Origin of the sequence: Niastella soli (assembly GCF_017742245.1) — a bacterium.
GTDB classification, from domain to species: Bacteria; Bacteroidota; Bacteroidia; order Chitinophagales; family Chitinophagaceae; genus Niastella; species Niastella soli.
The window spans coordinates 1396850-1415119 of record NZ_JAGHKO010000004.1 but is presented as its reverse complement, the minus strand read 5'-3'; the positions used below and the strand labels follow the sequence as shown (position 1 = coordinate 1415119).

The 18270-nt window shown below is 43.4% G+C and carries 11 protein-coding genes and 1 tRNA gene; 3 read left to right on the top strand and 9 right to left on the bottom strand.

What is annotated here, in order from left to right; all coding sequences use genetic code 11:
• Positions 1 to 843: a class I SAM-dependent methyltransferase gene (locus tag J7I42_RS20400; protein ID WP_209140700.1), complete on the top strand. Its 843-nt coding sequence runs from the start codon at positions 1 to 3 to the stop codon at positions 841 to 843.
• A 65-nt stretch (positions 844 to 908) separates the two neighbouring features.
• Here the strand turns inward: J7I42_RS20400 and ppk1 are convergent, their stop codons facing one another.
• Positions 909 to 2951 (bottom strand): polyphosphate kinase 1, encoded by a 2043-nt coding sequence (gene ppk1 / locus J7I42_RS20395; RefSeq protein ID WP_209140699.1) that lies wholly within the window; start codon positions 2949 to 2951, stop codon positions 909 to 911.
• A 216-nt stretch (positions 2952 to 3167) separates the two neighbouring features.
• On the opposite strand from ppk1, the gene J7I42_RS20390 reads away from it, so the two are divergent.
• Together J7I42_RS20390 and J7I42_RS20385 are read left to right on the top strand one after the other, a co-directional pair.
• Complete coding sequence (locus tag J7I42_RS20390) at positions 3168 to 4337, top strand: MFS transporter (RefSeq protein WP_209140698.1); 1170 nt, start codon at positions 3168 to 3170, stop codon at positions 4335 to 4337.
• A gap of 66 nt (positions 4338 to 4403) precedes the next feature.
• On the top strand, positions 4404 to 5060 hold the full coding sequence (locus J7I42_RS20385; protein WP_209140697.1) for a DUF6985 domain-containing protein: 657 nt from the start codon (positions 4404 to 4406) through the stop codon (positions 5058 to 5060).
• Between the two features lie 55 nt (positions 5061 to 5115).
• Here the strand turns inward: J7I42_RS20385 and J7I42_RS20380 are convergent.
• The 8 genes from J7I42_RS20380 to J7I42_RS20345 all read right to left on the bottom strand — a co-directional run bounded on the left by J7I42_RS20380 (position 5116) and on the right by J7I42_RS20345 (position 18266).
• A tRNA-Gly gene (locus J7I42_RS20380) sits at positions 5116 to 5191 on the bottom strand.
• Between the two features lie 41 nt (positions 5192 to 5232).
• Positions 5233 to 6576 (bottom strand): TolC family protein, encoded by a 1344-nt coding sequence (locus J7I42_RS20375; RefSeq protein ID WP_209140696.1) that lies wholly within the window; start codon positions 6574 to 6576, stop codon positions 5233 to 5235.
• 184 nt (positions 6577 to 6760) lie between these two features.
• Positions 6761 to 7429, bottom strand: coding sequence for an ABC transporter ATP-binding protein (locus J7I42_RS20370; RefSeq protein ID WP_209140695.1), 669 nt, complete (start codon positions 7427 to 7429; stop codon positions 6761 to 6763).
• A gap of 138 nt (positions 7430 to 7567) precedes the next feature.
• Positions 7568 to 9991 (bottom strand): ABC transporter permease, encoded by a 2424-nt coding sequence (locus tag J7I42_RS20365; protein WP_209140694.1) that lies wholly within the window; start codon positions 9989 to 9991, stop codon positions 7568 to 7570.
• A 57-nt stretch (positions 9992 to 10048) separates the two neighbouring features.
• The gene (locus tag J7I42_RS20360; protein ID WP_209140693.1) at positions 10049 to 12460 is read right to left on the bottom strand and encodes an ABC transporter permease; all 2412 of its coding nucleotides are present in this window, start codon (positions 12458 to 12460) and stop codon (positions 10049 to 10051) included.
• A gap of 26 nt (positions 12461 to 12486) precedes the next feature.
• Positions 12487 to 14865: an ABC transporter permease gene (locus tag J7I42_RS20355; protein ID WP_209140692.1), complete on the bottom strand. Its 2379-nt coding sequence runs from the start codon at positions 14863 to 14865 to the stop codon at positions 12487 to 12489.
• A gap of 218 nt (positions 14866 to 15083) precedes the next feature.
• The gene (locus J7I42_RS20350) at positions 15084 to 17504 is read right to left on the bottom strand and encodes an ABC transporter permease (protein WP_209140691.1); all 2421 of its coding nucleotides are present in this window, start codon (positions 17502 to 17504) and stop codon (positions 15084 to 15086) included.
• 84 nt (positions 17505 to 17588) lie between these two features.
• Positions 17589 to 18266, bottom strand: a complete 678-nt coding sequence (locus J7I42_RS20345; RefSeq protein WP_209140690.1) for an ABC transporter ATP-binding protein — start codon at positions 18264 to 18266, stop codon at positions 17589 to 17591.
• Positions 18267 to 18270 lie beyond the last annotated feature (4 nt).

Here is an 18270-nt window from a genome sequence, read left to right as displayed (position 1 = left end):
ATGAGCGATTCAACAACCGTGCAAACAACCGTGAACCCAAACAAGGTTTTATGGGAAAAAGGCGATTTTACACAAATAGCTGAAACCATGCGTGAAAGCGGCACTGCTCTGGTAGCAAAATTAGGCATAAAGCCTGGTATGGATGTACTCGATCTTGGTTGTGGTGACGGTACTACAGCCCTTCCCGCGGCCCGTTTGGGAGCTAAAGTGTTAGGTGTAGATATTGCCCGGAACCTGGTTGCCGCAGCCAACAAACGCATCAAGGAGGAAGGATTGACCAATATTACAGTTCAGGAAGGCGATGCCACCAATCTGCAGGATATTCCTAATGATAGCTTTGATCTGGTGGAAACCATTTTCGGTGCCATGTTTGCACCCAAGCCTCATGATGTAGCAAAAGAAATGGTAAGAGTCCTTCGCAAAGGGGGGAGAATTGTTATGGGCAACTGGATCCCTAACGATCCTACTTTGGTTGCACAAATATTGAAGATATCATCTGCCTACACGCCTCCACCGCCAGAAGGATTTGTAAGCCCGATGTTGTGGGGTGTGGAAGACCAGGTAAAAGAGCGGTTTGCACAGGCAGGCATTCCGCCTGAAAATATTTCTTTTGAAAGGGAAACCTGGATCTTCTATGCGCTGTATCCGCCCACAACGCTGCTTGAAAAATTCAGACAGTTTTATGGCCCTACCATGAATGCATTTGAGGCCGCAGAAAAAAATGGCAAGTCGGCCGAATTGCAACAGGAACTGGTAGCATTATTCACTAGTGAAAATAGAAGCGGCAATAAAAATACCACTTCTATACCGGCTACGTATTTGCGTGTAACGGTTAGGAAATAATTAAAGTAAATATATAACAAAAGAAAACCCGCTTTACAATGAGCGGGTTTTTGTGTGTTTATATTTTATTGAACCTGCTGGTTCTTCAAATAATTGTAAAACGTTTCTTGGGAGCAGTATTGTTTAACTCCCTCTTTCCAATCCAGGGTCTGCAGGTTATCAGCAAGCAATTGGGTCTTAGTGGCTGGCGTGAACTGGATCTCTATAAAGTCAAGCACCTGTTTTTTTATTGCTTCATCATATACGGGGAAAACAACTTCCACTCTGCTTCGAAGGTTGCGTTTCATCCAATCGGCAGAGCCAAGGTAAATAGCCTGCTTTCCTTTATTATGAAAAATAAAAACACGGCTGTGTTCCAGATATCTGCCAACAACCCTGATCAGCTCAATGTTCTCACTCAGCCCCGGCACGCCAGGTTTTATTCGGCAAATGCTGCGAACGCACAATTTTATGGGTACACCTGCCTGTGAGGCTTCGTATAATTTATTTATTACTTCTTCTTCTTCCAGGTTGTTCACTTTAATAATTATTCCTGAAGGCAGTCCCTGTCTGGCTGCTGCGATCTCATTCTCTATCAGTTGAACAAATTTTTCAAGGCTTCCAAACTGGCTTACCAGCAAATGGTTGAATGGCGCTGGCTGCTGACGTTTATACAAGAATTGAAACATTGATTCCAGTTCATTACACAGATCAGGATTGGAGGTGAACAAACCCATATCAGAATAGATGGCTGCTGTTTTTTCGTTGAAGTTTCCGGTGCCGAAGAAAGCGTATTTTTTTTCTTTTCCTTTTTCCCTGCGTTTAATTAATGCGGCTTTTGCATGCACTTTAATGCCTGGAATACTGTAGGTGATCTCAACGCCGGCCTGAGCCATTTCATTGGCCCAATGCAGGTTATTGGCTTCATCGAACCGGGCTTTTAATTCCACAAAAGCTTTTACCTTTTTACCGTTTTTTGCAGCGCTGATCAATGCATTCACAATATGTGAGTCCTGGGCTACCCGGTAAAAGGTGGCCATTATTTCCGTTACATCCTGGTCTAATACGGCCAGGTTGAAAAATACCAGTACATAGTCATATGACTGGTATGGAAAATTAAGCAGGAAATCCTGGTTGGCAATAGCATTAAAATAATTGCCGTATAATGATAAGGAGGGATGTTTTAAAGGTGTCCAGGTTGATTGTAGTAAATTCCCGCCATTGGGATTGGGAAACCTGAAAAAATCACTGCTGCTTAAATAATGACCTACTGGCAACATTTCCCCTTCTTCTAACTGAAATTGTTCGTGACAGAATTGAATTAAACTTTCGGGCATGGAGGCATCGAACTGAAATCTGGATGGGGCGCCGGTTTTGCGAAGGTCAAGGCCACGTTGCAACACTTCTACAAAGTCTGCCTCATCCTCTGTGTCGTCGTCTACATGAAGGTCGGCATTTCGATTTATTTTAATGGTATAGATCCCTTTAAATTCAAAATTCTTGAACAGCGATTGTATGCCTAAGCGGATGATATCATCCAGGTATACGATGTAATGTTTATTGTCGACCTTGCTTAAAGAGAAAAATCTTGGCAGACTATTGGTCGGAATGTTCAATGTTATTTTCAGATCATCCAACCGCCGGCCTGCATTTACATGTATCAAAAAGTAAAGCATTCTGTCTTCAAGGAATGGGTTGGTATGAGGTGTGATAATTACTGGTTGCAGATATGAGAGCACTTTCGACATAAAGATATGCATGATCTCTTCGTAGTGCTTTTCCAGAAATGTTGAATCGCCGTAATAGAGATTTATATTTTGGTTACGTAATTCAGGTAATACTACCTGTTCCAGTATTTTTCTGGAGGCAAGACTTTGGTTATATACTTCCCGGCGGGCATCATACAAGGCTTTTAAATGAATTTGCCGGTCTTCGGGCGATGAATTTTCCAACATATTTTCCAACGCAGCCAGGCGTACCCGTGCAAATTCATCGAGGTTACTGCCATGGATGGCCAGAAATTTTATTTTATCATAAATTTTAAGATCATCCAGTAGGGTTTCATCCAGCACTCGTTTGTTAAAAGAGAGCCAGCTCAGATCACGGTCATTAAATACATTTATCTCCATATAAAGTTATTAAGGTCTACAAGGCAGCTGTCAGCAACAAAATGCAATGAAATAATTGGTTCAATCAACGTTAAAAGAATAGTTATAGTACCAACGATAGGGATAATATCTGCCAGGGGCATTATATTTACGACCTGGTGGCCAGTTTCAAATGAAAGACTTATTAAAAGTCTGTAGCATTCCAAAACTCTGACTTAGGTTTGCGGAAAAGTTTAGATGATCTTTAGTAAAAGCAAGGAAAAGTTAGTTATTCCCATCATGGCTATCTCGGCAGGTTCTATTGTGGCCAATCTCTATTATAGTCAACCCATTTTAAACAGGATAGCGCACTCTTTTGGAAGGCCTGAAAGTCAGGTGGGCAAAATAAGTATGCTTTCTCAGCTTGGCTATGGTGTTGGCATGTTTTTCCTGTTACCGCTGGGTGATAAAGTAAACCGTAAAAAACTGATCCTGGGCGTTTGCATATTATTGCTGTTGGCATTATTGGTGATGGCGCGGGTCGATAATTTTTCCCTGTTATTAGTAACCAGTTTTTTATTAGGATTGTTTTCTACCCCCACACAAATTCTGTTGCCTATGGCTGCTATCCTTGGCAGGGAGAACCGGGGGAAAACAGTAGGCAAAGTATTCAGTGGTATTTTAACCGGCATACTTGGTTCTCGTATTATCAGCGGCTGGCTGGCTGATCTTTGGGGATGGCAAAGCGTATTTATTTTTTCAGCTGTGCTGGTTTTGATAAGCTGCGTGCTCCTGTATTATTTTCTTCCGGAAATTCCCATAAAATTCAAGGGGAATTATGTCAATCTTTTACAATCAACCCTGCAGTTGGTTAAGCAATATAAAACGTTACGACAGGCTGCCCTGTTGGGTGCTTTTACCTTTGGCATCTTTTGTTCGTTCTGGACCACCCTGACCTTTCATCTCAGTGGCACCCCGTTTCATTATTCTGCAGCTGAGATCGGGATGTTTGGGATCATTGCTATTGGGGGCGCACTGGTAGCGCCATATTTCGGGAAACTGGCCGATAAAGGCAATGTATTCAACAACCTGTTTTTAACTATTGGAATGATCATCATAAGCCTGATAAGCTTACAACTGTTTCCCGTTTCGGTGGTGGTGTTGTGTTTGGTTATTTTTTTCCTGGACATAGGGGTGCAGGCTACGCAGATCACCAACTTTACCCGGATATATGCTTTAAACGAAGAGGCCCACAGCAGGTTGAACACCGTTTATATGACCACTTATTTTATTGGTGGCGCCATGGGTACATTTTTCGGATTATTAAGCTGGAAGATCGGCGGGTGGAATGTTGCGCTTTGGCAAATGCTGCTATGGAGTTTAATAGCGCTGGTGATTGTTATTTTGTCAAAAAAGGATAGGTTGTAAAACGCGGCAATTAAAATGCAAAATAATCGTTGAATACCATTTTATGTAAACTCCTGATTATCCTATATGGAAAATTTTAGTGACAAAATCCCGGATCTTTTTGTGAAAAAGTATAACAGGAATAATTACGAGTCCCTTTCCGTTGAAGGAACTATTGTTTTAGAAGCGTGGAAAGGTTTTCAAAGCATGCGAGGCCCATATGGTGCAAAAGATAGTGATGAACCATCAGATGGAACAGCCCGCCTTACTGTTGCTGAGTATATTGTTGAAGGCAAGGTGCATATTAGTGAAGAACAGGTAAATGCATATAATTACATAACACAGCACCAGGAGAAAATTAAAGAGGCCATATTACAGGCCCTGCTATCAGAATACAAAAACATGCGGGTATATTACGATTATGATGAAGAAGATGAACTTATGCCTGCGATAGATAACATTTCCCAATTCAACAACCTGATCGGGCTATCAACAGTTCGTATTATAAAGGTAAGTAAAGATGACATTGCCTATGTTGGTTACGAGTTTGGTTGTACCTGGGATGATTCATATGGGCTTGGTTTTATGACCCATAAAGACAGGGTCATTCAGGTGGGGTGGGCGTCGGATTCTTTTCAAACCTTTGTTGCGGAAGAAGATCTGGAAAAAAATGACCCCCAGTTTAGTAAGCCTTTTTTGGAGTTTCCCATCGACGAGAAAGGAGATGTAGGGGCCGCCGGTTGACCCACTTCCTTCTGAGCTATAAAAAAAGACAATCCGAAAAGATTGTCTTTTTTTATGGAGCGGAAAACGAGATTCGAACCCGCGACCCTCAGCTTGGGAAGCTGATGCTCTACCAACTGAGCTACTTCCGCATACAACTAAGTTAAGTAAAAATTACATTCCAATTTATAAATTACCACAAAGGTTTTCCCTGATAGTAATCAAGGATCTTTGTACGCAATACATAGTCGTAACGGGCTATAATAAGGTTTATATTGGCGCGGTTGTAGTTGTTTTGCGCTATGAAATAATCCACTGAGGTTGCGGCGCCATTATTGAAACGTACTTCTGCCGCCCGGAACGATTCGGCATAAGCAGCTACCTGCTCAACCAGTGCCTGGTATTTGTTCTTTGCCGCAATCATATTAAAATAATCCTTTTCTATATTTTGCTTTAACTGTATTTGTTTGGTTTTTGAAGTGAACTCCGCATTTTTAAGATCGATCCTGGCCAGCGTTACCTGGTTGCGAAAACGGAAGTTATTAAAGATGGGGATGCTGATGCCAATCCCTTCATAAGTACGGTAGAATGTTTTAAGCTGGTCGTAGTAACCCATTTTATTCTGGGACGCATCTTTGGCCGTACTGGAATAGGGGGTAGAAAATCCGGCACCCAGCCCAATGATTGGCAACAAATTACCTTTTGCGGCCTGTACTGCTTTCTCGGCGCTCCTAGTGCGCAGATCGGCTGCTTTTATAATGGCCAGTTGTTGTAAAGCAATAGTGAATATACTATCGGGCGTAGTGGCATAATTCAGTTCTACCTGGTCGGCCCGCAAAGGCTCCACTTTTAAGTCTTTGTTAAAGGCCGCATTCATCAATTGGGCAAGGGATAACCTGGCTGCATCAAGACTATTCTGATTGTTTATAATGGTTACCTTATTATCGGCAAAAAGTCCTTTTAAATCTGAAAGGTCAGATGGTTTTATGGCACCCTCTTCATTCATGAGTTGCAGCCGCTCAACCTGTTTCTGGGTTACTTCCGCAGTTTTTTGCGATTGCTGTAACAGATCGGTGCTGGTGAGTATTTGCAGATAGGCCAGTATCACGTTTAGCATCAACTGATCTTTATTGGTTTGTAGCTCCATTTTGCTGGCTTCGTAGGCATATTGACTACTTTTCAAAGTATTCATTAACCGCAAGCCATTAAACAGGGTTACATTGGCCGATACCTGATAATTGCCAGAGGTGTTATTCTGGGTAACGTAGCTATTAGAATTAAGATCAATACTACGGCCCTGGTTAAGCGTATGATCTATATCACCACTTACATTCGGTAACAGGTTGGCTTTTGATTGACGCCAGGTCACTGCAGCCCGTTCCATATTGAGGCTGCTTTGCTGTACATCCAGGTTATTTGCCCAGGCTGTTTGCACGCACTCCTGCAATGATAATGGACGGCCGGTGATTGTTTGCGACCGGCCATCCATATACATGACCATGGCTATACTCAACACTAAAAAAGTCTTTATTATCATTTTAAAAAGCTCTGGTTATAAGTATTACGTATGTTAAACTAAGTTGCAGACTGCAAATCGGTCTCGGCTCAGCCGAGAGCAATCGGCAATCGATTTTTGGCGCCGCAAGGTAATTATTAATCTCAACAGTCGCGAGAGTCACTCACCACTCACCACTCACCACTCACAACTCACCGCTCCGTTTCTAATTTGTCTTCTCAATTCTACCATCGAGCAGATTGATAATGTGAGAACCATATCCTGCATTTTTTTCAGAGTGGGTCACCTGTATAATGGTTACGCCTTCTTTATTCAATTGTTTGAACAGGTCCATGATCTCTTCGCCCTGTTTTGAATTCAGGTTACCGGTTGGTTCATCGGCCAGTAATAATTTTGGTTTGGCAATCAATGCGCGGGCAATACCTACCAGTTGTTGTTGACCGCCTGAAAGCTGGGTAGGGAAAAGGTCTTTTTTGCCAACGATATTAAAGCGATCGATCATATCGGCTACCATGGCCTTGCGCTCATTTGTTTTAATGTTTTGATAGATAAGCGGCGTTTCAATATTCTCGTACACCGTTAGTTCATCGATGAGGTGATAGGCCTGGAATACAAAACCTACGTGTTGCTTATATATTTGTGAGCGTTGCTTTTCTTTCAGGGAATGCACCGGCTGGTCCATAAAATGGTATTCACCTTCGTTTGCATCATCGAGCATGCCCAGAATGTGCAACAGGGTTGATTTACCCGAACCGGATGGTCCCATGATAGAAACAAATTCCCCTTCTTTGATCGTCAGATTAATATCTTTTAATATGAAAGTTGGTTTACCGCCTACCTGGTACCATTTTGAAATGTGCTTCAGTTCGATCATATGTTTTGTTCTTGGTTCTTAATAATGACCCAATACATGCCAGAATGTAATTGGGTGATTTGCAAGATACTATAAGGGATTTACACTTGTATGCGTTTGTTTTCGATACAGAAACTGTCCGATTTTGATACAATAACGTCATTCATTGCGTAAGCTCTTTACCGGGTTCATTAAAGCGGCTCTTATGGTTTGAAAGCTTACCGTGAACACGGCTATAAAAGCGGCCACTACACCTGCCATAATAAACACCCACCAGCTGATGTTGGTGCGATAGGCAAAGTCCTGCAACCAGCTGTGCATAAACCACCATGCCAACGGAAAGGCTATAACAGCGGCTACAACCACCAGTTTTAAAAAGTCTTTCGACAACATAGCGGTAATATTACTTACGGTGGCGCCCAGCACTTTTCTGATCCCGATCTCTTTGGTGCGTTGTTCCGCTGCATACGCTGCCAGTCCGAACAAACCTAAACAGGCAATCAGGATTGCCAGCGCAGAAAAGGAGATGGCTATTACACCCATCCGTTGTTCTGTACGGTACAGATTATTGAAGTCTTCATCCATGAACGTATAATCGAATGGCTCGCCCGGCGCCATTTTATTATAGAGATTTTCAATTTGTGTTACCAGGTGCGGAATGTTTTTGCTGTTGATGCGGATGGCTGTGTTTCCGGCATTCTCACCCATTAGCAAGGCGAGTGGGGTAACCTGTTGCCGGAAGCTGGTGAAATTAAAATCCTTTACAATGCCAATAACATGTAAAACGGAAGCGGATCTCGTGTTGATGTCCCGCAGGTAATACAGGTTTTTCCCGATCGGTTCTGTAAAGCCATACATTTTTGCTGCCGCTTCATTGATGATGATGGCACTGGAATCGGTCAGAAATTCTTTGGAGAAATTTCTACCTGTTACCAGTTCCATACCAAGTGTGGAGATATATTGTTCGTCTACATCCCAGGTTTGCATGGATACAGCCTTTTTTTGATCGAGGGTTGGATCGGCAAAAACCGGATTATCATTTCGCCAGCCATTGGTAGGTAAATAACCGGTCATGGTGGCATTTTCAACACCGGAAATCTTTACCACCTCTTCCCTGAATGTTTTTGCTTTACTTCCCAATGGGGAAGTGCTGTGGATCACCAATACCTGTTCGCGGTTAAAACCTGTTTTATGTGATTGTATAAAATTGAGTTGTTTATAGATCACGATGGTGGCAATAATGAGGATGATGGAAATGGCAAACTGAAACACCACCAGTCCGCTGCGCAGCCAGCTTGTTTTAAAACCCGCAGCCAGTTTGCCTTTGATAACCTGTATGGGTTTGAAGGAGGATAAATAAAAAGCAGGATAGCTGCCGGCCAATAAACCAGTGATCAAAACCATGAGTAACAGTGCCGGTAACAACCAGGGGTTGGAGAGCAGGTCCAGTTTTATTTCTTTGGCCGCCAGGTGGTTAAAAGTAGGGAGCATGATAAAGGTGAGTCCCAGGGCCAGTACCAGCGCCATACAACTGATCAGAATACTCTCAGTAAGGAACTGTTTTACCAGGTTGGCTTTTAGGGAGCCTAATACTTTGCGTACGCCTACCTCCCGGGCGCGGTTAGCCGAACGGGCGGTAGACAGGTTCATGAAGTTTACACAGGCGATCAATAAAATAAAAAAAGCAATGGCTGAAAATATGTATACATATTGAATATTACTGTTGGGGGCCAGTTCACCCGTTTTGTCGGAATGCAGGTGAATGCTGGTCAATGGCGTTAAGTATTGCTTTTCGTAATTGCCTGCTTTTTTGAACTCCGCCATGTCAATTGACATGATCTGTTTCACTGCCGGACCAACATATTTGTCAATTAGTGCATCAAACTGAGCTTCCAGTTTTTTGGGATCACTTCCTTCTTTTAATACAACGTAGGTATTGAAGTTGTTGCTTACCCAATTGTTCCGGCGGCTCTCCTCCAGTGTTGCCATCGATACAAAGAAGTCGAAATTGAAATGCGATTGGGCCGGAATGTCTTTGATAACCGCGGTGATCTTATAATTATCCCGATTGTTGACAAGCATAGTTCTGCCAACTGCCTGGGTGGTGTTAAAGTATTTAAGGGCAGTGGTGGCAGTGATCACAAGGCTGTTAGGCGCTTGTAAAGCTGTTTGCGGATCACCATCGAGCATGGGCAGGGTAAAAACATCGAACAGGGTAGAGTCGGCATAGATTACCTTGTCTTCCTGTACATTCTCATTACCCTTTTTTAACAACAGGCCGCCCTGACCTCTAAATCGTACATATTGTTCTACCTGCGGGTAATCTTTTTTCAGGGTAGCGCCCATGGGATCTGGTGCTACTGCCAGAATAAAATGGTTACCACCGAATTTGATATCGCCATCTACGCGGTAAATGCGATCGGCTTTTTTATTATAACGATCGTAACTAAGCTCATCGAGTACAAAAAGCATAATGAGCAAACAGGTGGCCAGGCCAATGGCCAACCCAATTATATTGATAGCCGAAAACCCTTTGCTTTTCCAAAGATTGCGTAAGGCTATTTTAAGATAGTTTTTAAGCATAACTCAAGGTTATTAATTCTATATTGAGTTCTTCGTTTTCCTGCATCCAGTCTCCGGTTACTCGCTTCTCAATGCTTTTACAGGATTGGCTATGGCTGCCTTGATCGCTTTATAGCCCACGGTTATCCAGGCTATTGCTATGGAACTTACGATGGCAGTAATAAAAAACCAGCTGCTTAAAGGAATACGATATACAAAATTGTTCAACCAGCTGTGCATCATATACCAGGCAACCGGTACCGAAATAAAGAAGGATACAATAATGAGGATCGTAAACTCCTTTGAGAACAGTTGTAATAAACTAATGATGGAAGCACCTAATACTTTCCTGATGCCTACTTCTTTTGTTTTCTGCACTGCCATAAAAGAAACCAGGCCGTATAAACCCAAACAGGAAATAAAGATCGCTAACCCGGCAAATATTTTATACAACAGCGACAATTGTTCTTCCTGTTGGTAAAACCGCTCAATATTCTCATCAAAGAATTGAGATGAATAGGCATATTCGGGATAGAACTGGTTCCACACCTTTTGAATGGCCAGCTGCGTGTTGGCAAGTTGCTGGGTACGTATTTTAATACCTGTGCAATAGTAAAATGTTTTACGGGTGGTAATAAGCGTGGGTTTGATATCTTCCCGCAGGGAACTGGTTTTAAAATCTTTTACTACGCCCACTACCGGATACCACTGGTTGCGGCCTATACGGATGACTTTCCCAATAACTTCATTGGGATTTTTGATACCCAGCTTTTTTACCAGCGTTTCGTTGATCATGACTTCACGCATGGTGTCACTTTCAACCGGGCTGCGACCGGTCAGGAGTTGCAGACCAAAAGTTTTGAGATAGTCTGCATCGGTAAATTTCAGTGAAATCTGAAACTTTTCATCCGGCTGGTGGTTATAGGCAAAATTTGTTGACCATAAGTTATCCGATGAGGGGGGATCGTTGTTGAAGCTTACCGACTGCACCCCCGGAATTTGTAATAACTGCTGTTTGAATGCACTTTGTTTTGAAAGGGATATACTATCTGATTTTCCGTTTAAGATCAATACGCCTTCTTTATTAAAACCCAACTCTGCTTTACTTATGAAGTTCATCTGGCTAATGGCAACAGTTGTAGCAATGATCAATACCTGGGAAATGGTGAATTGCATTATTACCAGTCCTCTGCGTAATGATACGCCACTTACTCCGGCTGTTACCATTTTATTTTTCAGGGCAGTAATGGGGTTGTATTTTGAAAGCACTAAAGAGGGATATAAACCAGCCAGCAGGGTCACTATTATGCCTATGCTTACAACCATGATCAGGTTTTGGATCGTAAACAAGCTCAATTGTTCCTGTATAGAGGCTATATGTTTTATATACGGCAGCACCGCCCAGGTAATGCCCAGGGCTGCAAGAATGGATATGCCCACGATCACTGCCGTTTCACTCATGATCTGGCCAAATAACTGGCTGCGGTTACTGCCCAGTACTTTCCGGATGCCCACTTCTTTTGACCTGTTTACCGATAAGGCTGTGGCCAGATTGATAAAGTTCACACAAGCCATCAGAATAATGAATATTCCAATAAGGGATAAGGTGAGCAGGGTTGATTTGCTGGTAACATGATCGCCAAATGATGCAAAGCGGCGATCGAAATGGAAGGTACTCAGTGGTTGCAGGAAATTTGTTTTTATGGAATTTGACTGCAACGGTTGGTAGTGATTTTTGCTGAATTGTAACAAGCCACGATCTACATCGTCCATTTTTACGGCAGGCGGCAACAGGGCCATTATATTGAAGTTGCTGGAGGTAGTGTTCCAGGTATCAAAATGGTTATACGATTGCCCACATTTTTCCAGCGTTACATAGGAGATAATTACTGATAAAGGCAGATCAGAATTAGCCGGGGTATTTTTCAGAATGCCATTTACTTTTAATGTAATAGCATTATCGAGTACTACCGTTTTGCCTATAGCTTGCTGCCAGGTGCCAAAATATTTTGTGGCGGTTTTCTCATCCAGTACTACATTGTTGGGGTCTTTTAGCGAGGCCGGGCTACCGGTGAGCCATTGGTATTTGAATACATCGAACAGTTGAGGCTCTATAAAAAAGACCCCTGTTTCCTCGATAAACTTATTGCCGGTTTCATTTTTATCGGCAGGAACCGTGACCTGGCTGCCATATGCCGATTGCAGGGCCCCAAATTGGATTTGGGGAAATTCAGCACGTAATGCTTTCAGGGCAGGAACCGGAATGCCGGAATTATAGGTAATGTCCTTGTCGAATTTATCCTGCGTGGCAACTCGGTATATGCGGTTGTAATTGGGTTGAAAAGTATCGTAACTCAATTCGTATTGCACCACAATAAACAATAGCAAACTCGCTGCAATACCTATTGACAGACCAATGATATTGATCAATGAGAAAGCCTTGTTGCGTACAATGCTTCTCCAGGCGGTTTTGAAATAGTTCTTTAACATATGCTACCTTTTATCTTTGTTTGAATCTATTCGGTCCTCAGGGCTTTCACAGGATTGGCTACGGCTGCTTTAAAGGCCTGTAAGCTGATGGTTAAAAGAGCGATCAACACAGCCAGTGTACCCGCTGCTGCAAATACCAACCAACTGATATTGGTACGATAAGCAAAATCGAGCAACCATTGATGCATAAAATACCAGGCAACCGGTGCGGCAATAAAGAATGAAATAATTACCAGTTTCAAAAATTCTTTTGATAACAGGTTGATGATATTTGATACAGATGCGCCCATTACTTTGCGGATGCCTATCTCACGGGTCCGTTGCATGGTGCTGTAAGAAGCAAGTCCCAATAACCCCAGACAGGAGATGAATATAGCCAGTGCGGCAAAATTCAGGAACAGCCGCCCAAAGCGTTCTTCACTGCGGTATTGCCGGTCAAAGAATTCATCCATGAAATAATAGCTGAATGGCCGGTTGGGGATCACTGTTCTAAATTGCTTTTCAATGGCGGTAATGGTGGATTGAACATTGGAAGGGTTCACCTTTACTGATAACAAACCAAACCGGTCCCATTGCATACGCATGGTCAATGGTGCTATAGGTGATTGCAGCGAATGGTAATGAAAGTCTTTTATTACGCCAATGATCTGTCCTTCATGTTGCCATTGTTTAAACCGTTTACCAATGGCCTGTTCCGGAGAGCTATATCCCAGCATTTTTACGGCCGCTTCATTCAGGATCATGGCATTGTTAGAATCGGTTTTGTAAGCCCGGTCAAACGGGCGGCCTGCCGCCATTTTTATATCGTAGAGGGAAATATAATCGAAGTCTACAAAATACAGATCGAGGTTGGCGATCTGCATATCGCCTTTTCCGTTTTCCACTTCGGAATAAGCGCCCTGGTGCCCGCCACCCGGCACGCTGCCCGATAAAGTAGTAGCCTTTACAGTAGGTATATGCGCCACCAACTGTTGAAAGGTCTCTCTCTTATCGCTTTCATTGATGTCTATCACCAATACCTGGTCTTTGCGGAAACCGAGGTCCTGGCTGCGCATGTATTGCATTTGCGAATAGACGATGATGGTGCCAATGATCAATGCGGTTGAAATGGCGAATTGTGTAATAACAAGGCTTTTACGTAAGAAGCTTCCTTTGGCGCCTGTTGCAAACCGGCCTTTTAATACCATGATGGGTTTGAAGGAAGATAAAACAAATGCCGGGTAAATACCAGCCAGCATGCCAATAATAAGGGCTATGCCTAACAACAGCACCACCAGCCATATATTGGTGAAGATACCGGTGCTGATCGTTTTACCAGCCAGTTGGTTAAATGATGAAAGCAACAGGCAAGAAAGCCCCAATGTTAACAGAAAGGCGATCATACTGATCACCATAGACTCTCCAATGAACTGACGCGCCAGTTGGGTGCGCACAGCGCCAGCTACTTTCCTGATGCCCACTTCTTTTGCCCGTTCTGAAGCTCTTGCAGTAGTAAGATTGATGAAATTGATACAGGCAATGGCGAGGATAAATAAGGCAATGATTGAAAATATATATACATTCTTCAGGTTGCCTTTTGATTCATCCCGGGTCGATCTCAGGTATACATCTTTCAATGGTTCCAGCAACAGGGTAGGGAACATTTGAATTTTCCGCATTTCGGTACCATTCCATTTATCAAGGAAGGCAGGGAATTTCTTTTGTAATACCTGGGCGTTACTGCCAGGCTTTAGCAACACATAGGTTAAACCGCCATAGCTTCCCCATTGGTCATTTATACCTTTCCAATAATACTGTGATATAGTGCTCATTGATAGTATCACGTCACATTTTATCAACGTATTTTCGGGCATGTCTTTCATTATGCCGGTAACAATAGCCGGTTTCCCTTCCGCGTTTACCAATAGTGTTTGGCCCAGGGGATCCTGTTTGCCAAAGTATTTTTTGGCAGCAGATTCTGACAGTACCAAACTGAAAGGTTCTATCAATGCGGTGCGTGCATCGCCTTTCAGCAAAGGGAAATTAAAGATGTTGAAGAATGCCGAATCGGCCCAGATGGAATTAGATTCGTTGAATTTGATCTCACCTTTTCTTATGAGCAAATTATCAAAGTTCACCCGGGTGAAAGCTTCTACTTCGGGAAGATCAAATTGCAGGTGTGGCCCTACAGCCCAGGCCGGACCGCTTGGGTGAACGGTCTCTGAGGGTGTTTTCAGATCGGTTACCATCCGGTAAATGCGATCAGCCTTGGGATGGAAGTTATCGTAACTCAATTCAAACCGTACATACAGGAAAATAAGCAGGCAGGCTGTCATACCAACGGTTAACCCCATAATATTAATGAAGGAGAAAACCCGGTGACGCCAGAGGTTCCTGAATGCGATCTTAAAATAGTTCTTTAACATATGTTGGGTCTTGTTATCGTGAAACGTGAAACGGCAGACGGCAAACGTGAGACGACAAACGTGAGACGGCAAACGGCTCGCGGCAGGGTAATATTCCGCACCCATTTCATTCTTCTCTCTTTTCAACCTTTCCCTTTATTACCTTATCACCCTTATCAACTCTTTCAACTCTATCAACCGCCACCTTGTTAACTGGTCAACTGGTTAACTATCTTTTCTTATTCATTTCTCAACGCCTTTACCGGATTGGCTATCGCTGCTTTTATTGCCTGAACACTTACTGTGGCAACGGCTAACAGTATGGCAAATGCGCCGGTTAATGCAAACACCTGCCAGGTAATGTTTATACGCCAGGCATAGGCTTGCAACCAATAATGCATCATATACCAGGCGAGGGGAGTGGCTATGGCGAACGCCACTGTTATGAGCTTTACAAAATCTTTTGACAGTAAACCTGCTACATGCGTTACAGTAGCTCCTAAAACTTTTCGGATGCCAATCTCCTTTGTACGGTTTACTGCAGCCAATGCCGCCAGTCCGAATAAACCCAAACAGGCCAGGAAAATGGAAATACCACCGGCCCAGCCAGCAATGTTGCTCCAACGGGTTTCGTTCTTATAGAAATTGTCGAACTTCTCATCTACAAAACTGTATTCAAATGGCGCATCGGGTACCAGTTTTTTCCAGGTTTTGTTCAACAGGGCGAGCTTACTGCCCGGGTCACCCGCCTGCAGGCGTACAAAAATGCGTGATGGCTGGAAGGCCGACGGCCGGTAATAGAACTGAGGGCGTACTTTTTGTTTCAGGTCTTCGAAGTTGAAATTACGTGCAACGCCAATAATGGTTTTGGTGCCCCGGTTTCCTTTTGCATTTAAGAGTTGGGTCCCTAATGCTTTTTCGGGTGTAGTGCCCAATAACTCTTGTACCAGTGCTTCGTTCACTATCACTGCACCAGTGGTATCTGATGCCAGGGCCGGGTTAAAATACCTTCCTGCAATCAGGCTCATGCCCATGGTGTTTAAATAATTGTAATCGCCCGGGTATTCAATAACCCCCTTTAATTCACCTTTGAAATCGCGATAGCCTGCCCCCATTAATCCTTCTCCTGCACCGAGCCCCATTTCTGAAGCGGTTACGCCCAGAATGCCGGCATTGTTTTCAATAGCCTGTTTATATAAAGGATAGATTCTTTTATTGCCGATGTGCTCGGTATTGATCATTACCAGGTTCTCTTTATTGAGCCCAATATTTTTTGTACGCATGAATGCGATCTGTTGCAGAATGATGACAGTTGAGATGATCAGTCCGATAGATAATACAAATTGCAAGGTGACCAATGAGCGGGTAAACAGGTTGGAACCGCCTACGCGGACCTTCTTTTTTAATACTTCTATGGGTTTGAAAGCTGACAAAACCAGCGCAGGATAACTTCCTGCCAGGAAGCCAACCAAAACAATAAGGCCTATTAACAGCCAGATCAATTCAGGAAAACGGCTGAATGAGAAACTTAGTTTCCGGTCTGCCAGTTGATTGAATAACGGCAACAGCAGGGAGCCCAACATCAGACCGGTAGCAGCGGAGAGCACACTTAACAGAAAAGATTCAGCCAGGAACTGACTTATCAATTGTTTACGCTGACTGCCTATTACTTTGCGTACGCCTATTTCTTTGGCTCGTCCTGCCGATCGGCCAATGGCCAGGGTTGTAAAGTTGATACAGGCGATCAGCAGCACGGCACCGGCAATGGTGATCAGGATCCAGATATTTTTAGGATCGTTCCCGCCTTCAATAGTCGGGTTCATATGAATATCGCGTATCGGTTGTAACCGGAAGCTTGTCTGTATAAGATCTTCTTTGGTAGGATTTTTCTTTGGTTTATAATCGTCCGGATAATATTTCCTTCTGAACAGGTTGATTCGGTTTTGTTCGCTGGCCAGCCGGCTGCCTGGTTTTAATTGTACAAATGCCTGCATACCGATGGTCATATACCAATTCATATTGCTTTGCTGTACCATCGGATCGTTGGCGATATGCTCAAAACTCCCCAGCAGATTGAACTTTACCGAAGAATTGGCGGGTATATTTTCCGTAACGCCACTGATGGTAAAGGGAACAAAAGCAGAATCGGTTTTTAATTCCAGCGTTTTGCCTACTACATTGGCCGTACCAAAGTATTGCAAGGCTTTTTCCTGGGTTATTACAAGTTGATTGGGTTGTTGTAAAGCTGTATTGGTATTTCCATATATCAGCGGAAAAGTAAATACATGAAAGAAGGCTGTATCGGCATAGGTGATAGAGGTACGAAAAACTTTATCGGCTGCTTTTACAATGCAATCGCTGCCCTTTAGCCGTATTGCGTATTCCACATCGGGAAAATCGCGTTTCATGGCTGGCGCTACCGGCGTATATGCCCAGGCATATCCCCCGGGTTCCCGTTCGCCACCCTCCCACCATTCCACGATACGGTAGATACGATCGGCTTTTGTATGGAACCGGTCGTAACTGAATTCATGCACCGCATATAACAGGAATAAACTAAAACAGGCAATGCCAACCGACAAACCAAAGATATTGATGCCTGAAAGCACCTTTTGCTGTGCCAGGTTTCGAAAAGCGATCTTGAGGTAGTGTTTAAGCATGGCTACAATAGATTTTTAGCATCACCTTTCAAAAAGGGATGGTGAACAGGTTTACAAAGTGGGAACTAAAAATTACGGAATCAACTACACCATAATATTCTCTAACACAGTTTGACCGTCGAGCATGCGAATGATGCGATGACTGTACCGTGCATCGTGTTCGCTGTGCGTAACCATGATGATGGTAGTGCCTTGTTCGTTCAGATCGGTTAACAGGGTCATTACCTCGTTACCATTGCTACTGTCGAGGTTCCCTGTAGGCTCATCCGCCAGGATCAATTTGGGATTATTCACTACGGCGCGGGCTACTGCCACACGCTGTTGCTGACCACCACTCAATTGTTGGGGGTAGTGATTGCGGCGGTGCATGATCTGCATTTTGTCGAGCACTTCTTCCACGCGTTTTTTGCGGTCGCCCGATTTAACGCCTGTGTATATCAGCGGTAGTTCCACGTTTTCAAATACTGTCAGTTCATCGATCAGGTTAAAACTCTGAAAAACGAACCCGATATTGTGTTTGCGCAGGTCGGCCCGTTTGCGCTCATTAAAGTTCGCCACTTCAATATTGTTGAACAGGAAGCTGCCGTTATCGGGATCATCCAACAAACCCAATATATTCAATAGGGTTGATTTGCCACAACCCGAGGGACCCATTATTGCTACAAATTCGCCTTCCTTTACATCTATGGAGATCTTGTTCAATGCTACGGTCTCAACCTCTTCAGTGCGATAGATTTTTTCGAGATTCCGGATCTTTATCATGTGT

Coding starts and splice junctions, on each gene's coding strand:
- J7I42_RS20400 (WP_209140700.1), top strand. CDS start 1: ATGAGCGATTCAACAACCGTGCAAACAACCGTGAACCCAAACAAGGTT.
- ppk1 (WP_209140699.1), bottom strand. CDS start 2,951: ATGGAGATAAATGTATTTAATGACCGTGATCTGAGCTGGCTCTCTTTT.
- J7I42_RS20390 (WP_209140698.1), top strand. CDS start 3,168: ATGATCTTTAGTAAAAGCAAGGAAAAGTTAGTTATTCCCATCATGGCT.
- J7I42_RS20385 (WP_209140697.1), top strand. CDS start 4,404: ATGGAAAATTTTAGTGACAAAATCCCGGATCTTTTTGTGAAAAAGTAT.
- J7I42_RS20375 (WP_209140696.1), bottom strand. CDS start 6,576: ATGATAATAAAGACTTTTTTAGTGTTGAGTATAGCCATGGTCATGTAT.
- J7I42_RS20370 (WP_209140695.1), bottom strand. CDS start 7,429: ATGATCGAACTGAAGCACATTTCAAAATGGTACCAGGTAGGCGGTAAA.
- J7I42_RS20365 (WP_209140694.1), bottom strand. CDS start 9,991: ATGCTTAAAAACTATCTTAAAATAGCCTTACGCAATCTTTGGAAAAGC.
- J7I42_RS20360 (WP_209140693.1), bottom strand. CDS start 12,460: ATGTTAAAGAACTATTTCAAAACCGCCTGGAGAAGCATTGTACGCAAC.
- J7I42_RS20355 (WP_209140692.1), bottom strand. CDS start 14,865: ATGTTAAAGAACTATTTTAAGATCGCATTCAGGAACCTCTGGCGTCAC.
- J7I42_RS20350 (WP_209140691.1), bottom strand. CDS start 17,504: ATGCTTAAACACTACCTCAAGATCGCTTTTCGAAACCTGGCACAGCAA.
- J7I42_RS20345 (WP_209140690.1), bottom strand. CDS start 18,266: ATGATAAAGATCCGGAATCTCGAAAAAATCTATCGCACTGAAGAGGTT.